The following is an 11240-nucleotide window of genomic DNA, read 5'->3' as shown; positions in this document are numbered from 1 at the left end:
GCGGAAGCACTCCCGGCCGCGTCCGGGGGCGCGTCGAACAGGTCGGCCAACAGCTCCGCCGTGCCGACGGTCGGGTCGTCGCGGTGGAGTTCCGCCTCCCGGGCGGCCAGTTCGTCCGCCGCGTCGATTGCGGCCAGCCTGCCGCCCGTGTCGCACGGTGGAAGCCGATGAACGCACAGTTCACCCGAACGGGCGGTTTCAGCGGCGGCGATGGTCGTTGGGGGTGAGGCGGGGGCCGAAGCGGGGGGCGTGGGTGCCGGTGGACAGCAGGATCCGGCACAGCCGGTGGCGGTGCGGACGGTAGGGCTCCAGCAGGGCCAGCATCTCGGCGTCGTCGCTGCGGACCCGGCCGGCCAGGGCCCAGCCGACCGTGTTGGGCAGGTGGAAGTCCCCGACCGACACCGCGTCCGCGTCCCCGTTGCTGCGCTGCAGGGTCTCCGCGGCCGTCCAGACACCGACGCCCGGGACGGCGGTCAGGCGGGCGAAGGACTCCTCGTGCCCCATCGCGGAGGCCTCCTCCAGCCGGGGGGCCAGCCGGACGGCGCGCTGCACCGTCGCGGAGCGCTTCGGGTCGACGCCCGCGCGGTGCCACTCCCAGCTCGGCACCAGGGTCCAGTCCCGGGCCGAGGGCGCCGCCCACAGGCCCTCGACCGGGCCGGGGGCCGGGGTGCCGAAGGCCCGCAGCAGGGTGTACCAGGCCCGGTAGGCCTCGCCCGTGGTGACCTTCTGCTCCAGGATCGCCGGCACCAGGGACTCCAGGACCAGACCGGTCCTGGTCAGCCGCACCCCCGCCGCGCCGCGTTGCGCCTCGCGCAGCGGGCCGGCCGGCAGGACCAGGCCCGCCGGGTCGTCCCCGGCGCCGAGCAGGCCGGGCAGCCCGTCCAGCAGCCACTGCGCGCCGGGCCCCCAGGCGGTCGCCTCGACCACGCCCTCGGACGGGCGGGCCAGCACCCGCAGGGTGCCGACGCCGCCCGGGGTGCGGGAGGCCCGCCAGAGGGCGCCGTCGCCGGTCCTCCGGTAGGACGGGTCGGCCGGGCCGCGGCGCAGCGGCAGCAGGGTGCGGGCCACGTCCAGCGGGAAGCCGGGCCGCCAGCGGCGAACGGTTCCGGCATCGGGCCCGGCGGCTCCGGGCGCGTACCCGCCCGTCGACGTCCCGCTCACCGCCGTGCACCTCCTGCGCCGTCCGCCGACCATGGGGATATGAACGATACGCGGGTGCCGGAGCTGTCCGCCGGTGACGAGAGTGCCGTGCGGTCCCTCTACCACCGGGTGCTGGAGGGGTGGAACCTGCGGGACGGCGCGGCCTTCGCCGGGCCGTTCGCGGTGGACGGCGAGCTGATCGGCTTCGACGGGACCCGGCACGTCGGCCGGTCGGTGATGGCCGCCGGACTCGGACTGGTCTTCACCGGCCGCCCGACGCCCGAGTACGTCGCCAAGGTCCGACGGGTGCGGGCGCTGGGGTCCCGGGTGGCTCAGCTGGACGCGGTGGCCGGCCTGGTGCCGGACGACGCGGAGGACCTCGATCCCGCGCTGAACGCGGTGCACACGGTGATCGCGGCCGACACGGGCGCCGGCTGGCGGATCGCGCTGATGCAGGCCACCCCGGCCCGGTACGACGAGCGGCCGGACCTCGCGCGGGCGCTGACGGCCGAGCTGCGGGCGCTGATCGGGCGGGGGCCGGGCCCGGCGTAGGACGGGCCCGGCGTAGGACGGGCCCGGCCGGGGGCTCAGCGGCCCTGGAGCGCCGCCGCCGCGGTGCGCAGGTCGGGGAGCCTCGGGTAGAGGGCGTCGCCCGGGCACTCGGTGTTGAAGGCGTCGCGGTGCCCGGAGATCGTCCGGAGGTCCACTCCGGTGCCCGCCGGGTAGAGGCTGCCGTCGGAGCCGGACACCATCCGGGTGCTCCCGGCCGCGTCCTGGTCGGTGAGGCCGAGCTTCCAGGCCGCGATCCGGGCCAGCCCGGTCAGCAGGGGCTCCGGGGGGACGTCCGTGACGAAGGTGCCGATCGCCGCGACACCGGCCGAGTCGGTGTTGAAGCCCAGCGTGTGCGCGCCGTGCACCGGCAGGTCGGTGCCGCCGGCCCGTCCCTCGTAGACGGTGCCGCAGCGGTCGACCAGGAAGTTGTAGCCGATGTCCCGCCACCCGTTGCTCTGTACGTGGTACTGGTAGACCGCCCGGATCAGCCGGGGCGCGTCGGAGCACGCGTACTCGGTGGCGGTCGCGGTGTGGTGGACGAAGACCGTCCGGACCGGTCCGGTGTACACGAAGTCGGGCTCGCGGATCGACTCGTCCGCGCCCCAGCCGGCCCGGGTGACGATCTCCGGGCGCGGGGCCTGGTGGTGGCCGCTCCGGCGGTCGCCGGCCGCCGGTCCGGCGGCCGCGCTCCGCGGGCCCGCGGAGCGGACGCCCTCCCCCGGGTCGACCAGTTCCACCCGCAGTCCGGGCGGCGGTCCGGCCGGACCGGGCGTCACCTCGACGGCGACACCGTCGCTCGGGCCGGTCCACAGCGGGGCGGTGGCGCCGCGCCGGGTACCGCCCGCTACTGCGGCGGTGCCGAACGCGGCGTCGGCCCCGGCGTCCGGACCGTCCTCGCCGTCGGTCTCCAGCTCGTGCCAGCCGCTCCAGCCGCCGGTGACCGCGTCCCGGGTGCGGACCCTGACGCTGCCCCCGGCGAGCGCGCGCGCCGGACCGTCCCAGCCGACGCCGAGCAGCTCGAACCGCCCCGCGGTGCGCCCGGCCGGGAGCCGCCCCCCGGTCAGCGGGAGCGAGGTGACGGAGCCGCCGCCCGCCGCACCCGGCGTCCCCGTCCGGGCCGCCGGTGCCCCACCCCCGGCCCGGGCCCCGGCGGGGATCGACGGGAGCGTCAGGGCGGCCGCGAGGACGGCGAGCAGGACGACGGGCGGGCGGCCGCGGAGGGCACGGAGAGAGATGCGCATATCCCGGATGTTCACGGGATTCTCGCCGGGGCGCCACGCCACCCGGCGACCCTTCCGCCACCCCTCCCGGACGTCCACCCGAAGGCCGTAGGCTGGGGCGCACCATGACTTCGCCTTTCGCTGCCGATGCCCGCACCCCCGTCGAGCTGCTGCACGCTTACCTGCGAGGTGGCACTCCCTCGGTCGACCCCGCGGCCCCACTGGTCACCTTCTACGACGACGCCACCGGCGAACGCGTGGAACTGTCCGCGAGGACCTTCGACAACTGGGTGGCCAAGACCGCAAACCTGCTCCAGGACGAACTCAACGCCGGTCCGGGCGACCGCGCCGCGCTGCTCCTCCCGGCCCACTGGCAGAGCGCCGTCTGGCTGCTCGCCTGCTGGTCGGTGGGGGTCGCGGCGGTCCCGGCCGGCGACCCGGCCGCCGCCGACCTGGTGGTCAGCGGCCCGGACGGTCTGGAGGCCGCCCAGGCCTGCGAGGGCGAGCGGGTGGCGCTCGCCCTGCGTCCGCTCGGCGGACGGTTCCCCCAGCGCCCGGACGGCTTCCTGGACTACGCGGCCGAGGTGCCCGGGCAGGGCGACCGGTTCGCCCCCTACTCCCCCGTCACCCCGGACGCCCCCGCGCTGGAGACCGTGGTGGACGGCCTGCCGCTGAAGCTGACCGGGGACCAGACCGTCCAGCTGGCCCGGGAGGGCGCCGCCCGGCTCGGTCTCGGACCGGGCGACCGGGTGCTCTCCACCCTCTCCTTCGACGACTGGTCCGGGCTGGAGGCCGGGCTGCTGGCGCCGCTGGCGGCCGGCGCGTCGGTGGTGCTCTGCCGCAACGCGGACGGCCTGGACGCCGGGCAGTGGGAGAAGCGGGTCGAATCCGAACGGGTGACACTGCGCCTCGGGTAACCCCCGGCCCCGGCCGGACGGGTAGGGATCCCTGCCATGGCCGAGGACGACACCGAGCACCCCCCGACCGAACCCCTCCCGACCGGACACCCGAGGACCGGACTCCCGCCGAACGGGCGGACGCCGAAGGAACGGACCCCGGAGGAACGGACGCCCGACAGCCGGACGCCGACCGGAGGGACGCCGACCGGGCAGCCGCCGACGGGACAGCCGCCGGGCGGGCCGGACGGCGCCGCCGGGGCGGGAGGCCCGGGGGACCCGGAGCCCCCCGGGGCGCCCGGCCCTCCCGGCCCGCCCGGCGGAGGAAAGCGCCGGCGCCGGCGGTGGCTGATCGTCACCGCCGGCGTCCTCTCCTTCCTGCTCGTCGGCTGCGGCACCCTGCTCTGGGTCGCCTACCGCAAGCTCGACGGCAACATCCGCACCGACTCCACCACCGACCAGTTGCTGGCCCGGCTGGAGGCCGAGCGCCCCAGCCGGACCGCCGGGGCCCGGGGCGCCGAGAACCTGCTGCTGATCGGCAGCGACGACCGCACCGGCGCGAACGCCACCTACGGCGCGGCCGGCGGCCAGCGCTCGGACACCACGATCCTGCTCCACCTGGCGGCCGACCGGCGGCACGCGACCGCGGTCTCCATCCCGCGCGACGTCATGGTGAGCGTCCCGGCCTGCGAGAAGCCGGACGGCACCCGCAGCCGGCCGACGCTGATGCAGTTCAACGCCGCGTTCGAGACCGGCGGCCCGGCCTGCTCGATCCGGACCGTGGAACAGCTCAGCGGCATCCGGATCGACCACTACGTGATCGTCGACTTCGCGGGCTTCAAGCGGATGGTGGACGCCGTCGACGGGGTCGAGGTGTGCGTCCCGCAGCCGATCCACGACAAGGACGCCAAGCTGGACCTGGCGGCCGGGCGGCAGACCCTGCACGGCGAGCAGGCGCTCGGTTACGTCCGGGCCAGGGAGACCCTCGGGGACGGCAGCGACACCCAGCGGATGGGACGTCAGCAGCAGTTCCTGGCGGCGCTGATCCGCAAGGTCCAGTCGCAGGACGTGCTGCTCAACCCGACCAAACTGTGGCCGGTGCTGGACGCAGCCACCTCCTCGGTGCGGGCGGACGGCGGGCTGTCCTCGCTGGGCGAGCTGTACGACCTGACCCAGGACCTGCGCGGCATCCCGTCCTCGGACGTGACCTTCCTGACGGCGCCGCGGCGGCCGTACCGGTTCGACTCGGACCGGGACGAGTTCGTGCAGCCGCAGACCACCCAGCTGTTCGCGGCGCTGCGGGACGACCGGCCGGTGGAGGTGCGGCCGCCGGGGGCGAGCCCGTCCGCCGCCCCGGTGGGGACCGGGCCGACGTCGGCGCCCTCCTCCGCGGCCGCCCGGTCGTCGGCCTCGGCCTCGTCACCGACCTCGGCTCCGAGCTCGGCTCCGGCCCCGGTTCCCGACTCGTCGCCGGCCTCCGTTCCGGCCTCGGCCGGCACGGCCGTCGGGACCTCCGGAGCGTCGCCGTCACCGGGCGCGGGCAGCCCGTCGGCCTTCGAAGGACGGACCGCCGACGTGGACGCCTGCGCGGTGCATTGAGCCTGGCCACGATCACCGTTCCGTACACGGATCATGATCTTGGAAGGGTTCTCCGGGGAAATTTCCGGCCTCGTATTCGGCCGCGCAATTCCCTCCGGAAACCATGGCGGAGATCACATCCGGAACAATTCCCTCATCCGGCTCGTCTAGGGTGTCCGAGTCGGTCGCGCATTTCGCGTGCCGGGCCGAGGAGCGGCCGGAGGGAGGGGAGCACCCGTGCAGCACGACATCCACGACGGAGGGCCGGGCGCCGACCGGCACCCCGCCGACCCCGCCCGGGGCGTCCCCGCCCAGCGCCGGCACACCCCCGCCGAGGCCGCGTCCGAGCCCCCGCACCCCGGCGGCCGGGCCGCCCGGCGCCGTGCCCTGACCGCCCGGCGCACCCGGCGCCGGCGGGTGCTGAAGTGGACCGGCGGCCTCGCCGCGTTCGCCCTGGTGGCCGGCTGCGGCGGCGCGTACTACGCGTACCAGCACTTCAACAACAACATCACCGCCGTCAAGGTGCAGCTGGGCAACGAGGCGGAGCGGCCCAAGCCGGCCGGCGACGCCCTGAACATCCTGGTGATCGGCACCGACAGCCGGGAGGGCCTGGGCCGCGAGTACGGCGACGAGGGCAGCGCCGGGCACGCGGACACCACGCTGCTGTTCCACATCGCCAAGGACCGCAGCAACGCCACGGCGCTCAGCATCCCGCGCGACCTCATGGTGCCCGTCCCGGAGTGCCAGGCACCGGACGGGAAGACCATCCCCGGGACGGCGCGCACGATGTTCAACAACAGCCTCGGCCAGGAGGGCCGCGATCCGGGCTGCACCTGGAAGACCGTCGAGAAGGTCACCGGGATCCGGGTCGACCACTTCGTGATGGTCAACTTCGACGCCGTCAAAACACTCTCCACCGCCGTCGGCGGCGTCGAGGTGTGCGCGGCCAAGGACATCAACGACCCGGACTCGCACCTGCGGATGAGCAAGGGCCGACACGTCGTCCAGGGCGACGAGGCACTCGCCTTCGTCCGTACCCGGCACGCCGTCGGGCTGGGCGGCGACCTCACCCGAATACCGCTCCAGCAGCAGTTCATCGGCTCGATGATCCGCTCGATCAAGAGCAGCGACACCCTGACCAACCCGGCCAAGCTGTGGAAGCTCGCGGACTCCGCCACCAAGGCGCTCACCGTGGACTCCGGGATCGGCAGCGTGGACAAGCTGAAGGACCTCGCCCTGGACCTGAGCAAGGTCGACAGCGGGAAGATCACCTTCGCCACCGTGCCGGTGCTGGACGACCCGGCGGACGAGAACCGGCTGGTGCTCAAGCAGCCGGACGCCGCCCAGCTGTTCTCGATGGTCGGCAACGACCGCTCGCTGACCGAGCCCGCGGCGGGAGCCGCGGCACCGGAGGCCCCGGCGGCGTCGGCCCCGGCGGCCGCGTCCGTTCCGGCGGCTCCGGTCGCGTCCGCTCCGGCGGCCCCCGGGGGTGCGGCGTCGACCGCCGCGGCCGCGGCGGTCGACGCGAAGGACCTCCGGGTGACGGTGCGCAACGGCACCGGGACGCCCGGGCAGGCGCAGCAGACCGTGGAGCGGCTGGTGACGAAGGGCTACGCCAAGGCCGCCACCGCCGCCAACGCTCCGGTCGCGGCGACCACCTCGATCACCTACCCGGCCGGGAGGACCGCCGAGGCGGCCGCGCTGGCCACCGCGCTGGGTCTGCCCGCCGACGCCGTCAGGGCCGACCCGAAGCTGGGCGCCCGGGACGGACTGGTGCTGGTGCTCGGCAAGGACGCGCCGGCGGCGGCCGCCGCCGAGGCCGCCGCGGCGCCCGCCGCGGTGCCGAGCGAGGCCCCGAAGGACCTCCAGCGGGTCCAGGGCGACGACATCGACGCCTGCGCGAAGTAGCCCCGCCCGGAAGCGCCGCCCCGGAGGTCAGGACCCGCTCGGCGGCTCGGGTTCGACCGGCGCGAGCAGGCCGTCCCGCTCCCGGTACTCCTCACCGGTGCGGGGGCAGACCCAGCGGTCCGCCCCCGCCGGTCGCAGCGGTTCGCCGGCTCGGCCGACCCACTTGATCCGACGGGCCGGGACCCCGGCCACCAGGGCGAAGTCCGGGACGTCCCGGTGCACCACCGCGCCGGCCGCGACCAGGGCCCAGCGGCCCACCGTAACCCCGGCGACCAGGACGGCGCGGCCGCCGATCGAGCAGCCCCGGCGGAGCGTCACCCCTCGGGCGTGCCAGTCCTCGCCGCGCTTGAGCCGGCCGTCGACGTCGACCGAGCGCGGGTAGAGGTCGTTGGTGAGCACCGCGGCCGGTCCGACGAAGACGCCGTCCTCCAGCACCGCCGGCTCGTAGACCAAGGCGTGGTTCTGCAGCTTGACCCGGTCGCCGATCCGCACCCCCGGGCCCACGTAGGCGCCGCGGCCGATGATGCAGTCCGCGCCGATCACCGCGTCCTCACGGACCTGGGCGAGGTGCCAGACCGTCGTACCGGCACCGAGCACGGCGCGCCCGTCCACGTCGGCGGTGGGTTCGACCCGGGCCCCGGAGGCGGCGGAAACGACGGCCCCGGAATCGGGGCCCCCGGAAACGGAGCCCTCTGAATCGGAGCCCTCGGAAACGGCGGCCCCGGAAACGGCGGCGGACCCGCCCTCGACTGTCCCCATGGCGCCCGACCATAGCGTCGGGCGCGGGAACGGGAGGGCGGGTCCGCGGGATTGGCCGGATGGTGCCCCGGCCGGCGCCGGGCCCTGTCCGGCCGGGCCGTGCTCGGCCAGGCCGTGTTCAGTCGCGCCGGGCCGTGTCAGCCCCGCTCGGCGACCACGTCCGCGCTGGACGGGGCGCGGCTGCCGATGACCCTGCGGGCCAGCGAGCGCGGCGAGGTGAGGAAGCCGAAGCCCCAGCTGAGGTGCATGGTCGCGAAGGCCACCGCGAGCAGCGCCTTCGCCTTGGGCGACAGGTCGCGGCCCTCCTTCAGCGCTCCGCCCGCGATGCCGAGCAGATAGATGCCGGGCAGGGCCAGGAAGGCCGGGTGGACGGCCAGGCCGAGCAGCAGGCCGAGCGTCACCCCGACGAAGGCGGTGGGGGGCGCGAGGTAGCGCAGGTTGACCGAGCCGCGGTGGTAGCGGGTGACCACCCGGCGCCAGCGGCCGTAGTCCTTGTACTGCTTCGCCAGGGCCTTGATGGTGGGGCGGGGCCGGTAGGTGACGCGCAGCTGCGGGGTGAACCACACCAGGCCGCCGTCCTGGCGGATCCGGTAGTTGAGCTCCCAGTCCTGGGCGCGGACGAATTCCTCGTTGTAGCCGCCGAGGCGCTCCAGCACCTCGCGCCGGAACACACCGAGGTAGACGGTGTCCGCCGGGCCGGCCAGGCCGCCGGTGTGGAAGGCCGCGTTGCCGACACCGATCTTGGAGGTCATCGCCGCGGCGACCGCGTGTTCCCACTCGGTCTCGCCCTCGGCGTGCATGATGCCGCCGACGTTGGCGGCCTCCATCTCGCCGAGCAGCCGGACCGCCGTGGTGATGTAGCCGGGAGTCAGCAGGCCGTGGCCGTCGACGCGCACCACTATCGGATGGCGGGAGCCGCGGATGGCGGCGTTCAGCCCCGCGGGAGTGCGCCCTGTGGGGTTCTCCACCGTCCGGACTCTGGGGTCCTCGGCGACGAGTTCGGCGGCGATCTGCGCGGTGCGGTCGGTGGACGGACCGAGGGCGATCACCACCTCCATCGACCCGGCGTAGTCCTGTTCCAGGATGTGCCGGACGGCCGTGCGCAGGTGTCGTTCCTCGTTGAGCACCGGCATGATCACGGAGACCGCCGGCAGCTCCTCAGCAGCCTTGGTGTTCATCGGGGCCAACCGTACCGGTGCGGGCGGGGTGTCGTCTTGTCCCGGTCTGGGCGTCTCCGCCCGGGCGGGCGGGGGGTGTGCGAAGGACCGTCGCAGGAGCTGTCCGGGGTCGCCCGTGGGGCGCACAGAGGAACGTTTCTCCTGTCGGGGCCCACCGTACTCCCCGACCACGGCGCGCCCTCACCCGGCCCGACCGGGGGCGCCCCTACCATCCGAGAGATGCCCGTCTCCCCCCGCTCCGCCCGTCCCGAAGACCCGGCCGGCACCCCCTTCGAACGGTCCGGCGACCCGCTCGAACAGTCCGCCGACCCGCTCGACCGGAGCGGTGAACCGCTCGGCCGGAACGGCGGCCCCTCGGAGCGGCGCCGCTTCTGGCCCCGCCGGCTGGCCGCCGGCATCGCGTTCAGCGTCCTCGTCACCTCCTGCGGAGGCTGGGCGGTCCTGCACGGGATCGGGTCGATCGACCGGGTGGACGCCTTCAGCAACGACCGGGCCCGACCGGCCGACGACGGCTCCACCACCTTTCTGGTGGTCGGCACCGACGAGCGTGACGGGATCCCCGAGAAGACCCTGAAGACCGTGCTGCACGCAGGGGGGGAATCCTGCCACTGCACCGACACGATGATGATCGTCCGGCTTTCCGGTGACGGCTCCCGGGCCGGCGTGATCAGCATTCCCCGGGACTCCTTCGTCGATATCCCCGCCCACCGGGACCCGGCCACCCGGCGGACGGTCCCGGCGGGAAAGGGCAAGATCAACGCCGCGTTCGGGATGGGCGGACCTCAGCTGACCGTCGCCACCGTCGAGCAGAACACCGGCCTGCGCATCGACCACTACCTCCAGGTCGACTTCGCCGGGTTCGTCTCCGCCGTGGACGCCGTCGGCGGGGTCCGGGTCTGCACCGCCAAGCCGCTCAAGGACGAGTACTCGGGACTCGACCTGCCGGCCGGCACCAGCACCCTGGACGGCGCCGGCGCGCTCAAGTACGTACGGGCCCGGCACGTGGACGGCAGCTCCGACCTGGGGCGGATGCACCGGCAGCAGAAGCTGGTCGCGCAGCTGCTGCACCAGCTGACCAGTGGCGGCGTCCTGCTCAACCCGGTCCGGCTGGCCCGGGCGGCCGACAGCCTGCTCGCCTCGGTCAAGGCCGACAAGGGGCTCTCGGCGGACGACCTGATCACGCTGGCGACCCGGGCGAAGGAGCTGACGGCCGGGCGGGCCGACTTCGTGACCGTGCCGCTGGCCTCGGTGGACCACCCGGTCGCCGGCTGGGGCTCGACGGTGCTCTGGGACAAGGAGCGGGCCCGGGCACTGTTCGACGCGGTGCGGGAGGGGCGGCCGCTGACGGCGGAGGACGGCGGGGCGGGCGGGACGCAGCCGGGGGGAGCGGCGGCGGCACCGGCGGGTCCGGGGACGGGGGCCGGAGCAGGGACTGGGGCCGGAGCAGGGGCCGGGGCGGGGGTCGGGGCGGGAACGGCCACCGTCGCGCCGGAGCAGGTGCATGTCCAGGTGTTCAACGCGGCGGGCGCGGCCGGTCTCGGTGCCCGGGTCGACGCCGAGCTGCGGCGGGCCGGGTTCGCCACCACCGGGGCGCCGTCCAACGCCCCGGCCGGCACACCGGCCGGCCGCACGGTGATCAGGTACGACCCGCACTGGGCCGAGTCGGCGCGGACGCTGGCCGGCGCGGTGCCGAACGCCGAGCTGACGCCCGTCCCCGGTCTGGGACCGACCCTCCAGGTCTACGCGGGGGCGGACCACCCGGCCGCGGGGCCGGCGGGCGCCGCGGCCGCTCCGTCCGCGACGGCGGCGGTGCCCGCACCACCGCCTCCGGCGCCGTCATCGCCGGGCCCCGGCGGCGGGGCGGGTGCGGCTGCCGGTACGGCTACGGGTGCGACACCGTCCGGCCCGGCGGCGGAGGCGCGCGCCGAGGGCTCGGCGGGACCGGCGGGGGCCGGCCCGGCCGCGACCGGGGCCGCCCGGGCCAGCGACCTCGTCTGCCCCTGAACCCG

General features: G+C 75.6%; 9 protein-coding genes. 5 read left to right on the top strand and 4 right to left on the bottom strand.

Going from position 1 to position 11240, the window contains the following annotated elements; all coding sequences use genetic code 11:
- Positions 1 to 198: 198 nt before the first annotated feature.
- Positions 199 to 1194, bottom strand: a complete 996-nt coding sequence (locus BLU95_RS24290; protein WP_502689741.1) for a DNA-3-methyladenine glycosylase family protein — start codon at positions 1192 to 1194, stop codon at positions 199 to 201.
- 6 nt (positions 1195 to 1200) lie between these two features.
- Between BLU95_RS24290 and BLU95_RS24285 the strand changes: the two genes are divergently transcribed.
- Positions 1201 to 1692, top strand: coding sequence for an SgcJ/EcaC family oxidoreductase (locus BLU95_RS24285; protein WP_093861869.1), 492 nt, complete (start codon positions 1201 to 1203; stop codon positions 1690 to 1692).
- A 35-nt stretch (positions 1693 to 1727) separates the two neighbouring features.
- On the opposite strand, the gene BLU95_RS24280 is transcribed toward BLU95_RS24285, so the two are convergent.
- Positions 1728 to 2933 (bottom strand): peptidoglycan recognition protein family protein, encoded by a 1206-nt coding sequence (locus BLU95_RS24280; protein ID WP_093861868.1) that lies wholly within the window; start codon positions 2931 to 2933, stop codon positions 1728 to 1730.
- 104 nt (positions 2934 to 3037) lie between these two features.
- Between BLU95_RS24280 and BLU95_RS24275 the strand changes: the two genes are divergently transcribed.
- The 3 genes from BLU95_RS24275 to BLU95_RS24265 all read left to right on the top strand — a co-directional run bounded on the left by BLU95_RS24275 (position 3038) and on the right by BLU95_RS24265 (position 7294).
- Positions 3038 to 3829 carry a TIGR03089 family protein gene (locus tag BLU95_RS24275; protein WP_093861867.1) on the top strand — a complete coding sequence of 264 codons (792 nt, stop codon included), beginning with the start codon at positions 3038 to 3040 and terminating at the stop codon, positions 3827 to 3829.
- A gap of 36 nt (positions 3830 to 3865) precedes the next feature.
- Positions 3866 to 5407: an LCP family protein gene (locus tag BLU95_RS24270; protein WP_093861866.1), complete on the top strand. Its 1542-nt coding sequence runs from the start codon at positions 3866 to 3868 to the stop codon at positions 5405 to 5407.
- A gap of 216 nt (positions 5408 to 5623) precedes the next feature.
- Positions 5624 to 7294 carry an LCP family protein gene (locus tag BLU95_RS24265; RefSeq protein WP_231977756.1) on the top strand — a complete coding sequence of 557 codons (1671 nt, stop codon included), beginning with the start codon at positions 5624 to 5626 and terminating at the stop codon, positions 7292 to 7294.
- A 27-nt stretch (positions 7295 to 7321) separates the two neighbouring features.
- Here BLU95_RS24265 and BLU95_RS24260 read toward each other — a convergent pair whose 3' ends face one another.
- Entirely contained in the window at positions 7322 to 7906 is a 585-nt protein-coding gene (locus BLU95_RS24260; RefSeq protein WP_231977755.1) for an acyltransferase, read from the bottom strand.
- Positions 7907 to 8190: 284 nt separating this feature from the next.
- The gene (locus BLU95_RS24255; RefSeq protein WP_093861863.1) at positions 8191 to 9231 is read right to left on the bottom strand and encodes a glycosyltransferase family 2 protein; all 1041 of its coding nucleotides are present in this window, start codon (positions 9229 to 9231) and stop codon (positions 8191 to 8193) included.
- A 219-nt stretch (positions 9232 to 9450) separates the two neighbouring features.
- On the opposite strand from BLU95_RS24255, the gene BLU95_RS24250 reads away from it, so the two are divergent.
- Positions 9451 to 11235 carry an LCP family protein gene (locus BLU95_RS24250; protein ID WP_093861862.1) on the top strand — a complete coding sequence of 595 codons (1785 nt, stop codon included), beginning with the start codon at positions 9451 to 9453 and terminating at the stop codon, positions 11233 to 11235.
- The last annotated feature ends 5 nt before the right edge of the window (positions 11236 to 11240 follow it).

The organism is Streptomyces sp. TLI_053 (assembly GCF_900105395.1).
GTDB lineage: Bacteria > Actinomycetota > Actinomycetes > Streptomycetales > Streptomycetaceae > Kitasatospora.
Note: the sequence above shows the minus strand (reverse complement) of the source record. Positions and strands in the feature narration are given on the sequence as shown.

Excerpts from the sequence above, each read along its gene's own strand:
- BLU95_RS24275 (WP_093861867.1), top strand. The coding sequence starts at position 3,038 with ATGACTTCGCCTTTCGCTGCCGATGCCCGCACCCCCGTCGAGCTGCTG.
- BLU95_RS24255 (WP_093861863.1), bottom strand. The coding sequence starts at position 9,231 with ATGAACACCAAGGCTGCTGAGGAGCTGCCGGCGGTCTCCGTGATCATG.
- BLU95_RS24250 (WP_093861862.1), top strand. The coding sequence starts at position 9,451 with ATGCCCGTCTCCCCCCGCTCCGCCCGTCCCGAAGACCCGGCCGGCACC.
- BLU95_RS24285 (WP_093861869.1), top strand. The coding sequence starts at position 1,201 with ATGAACGATACGCGGGTGCCGGAGCTGTCCGCCGGTGACGAGAGTGCC.
- BLU95_RS24270 (WP_093861866.1), top strand. The coding sequence starts at position 3,866 with ATGGCCGAGGACGACACCGAGCACCCCCCGACCGAACCCCTCCCGACC.
- BLU95_RS24280 (WP_093861868.1), bottom strand. The coding sequence starts at position 2,933 with ATGCGCATCTCTCTCCGTGCCCTCCGCGGCCGCCCGCCCGTCGTCCTG.
- BLU95_RS24290 (WP_502689741.1), bottom strand. The coding sequence starts at position 1,194 with ATGGTCGGCGGACGGCGCAGGAGGTGCACGGCGGTGAGCGGGACGTCG.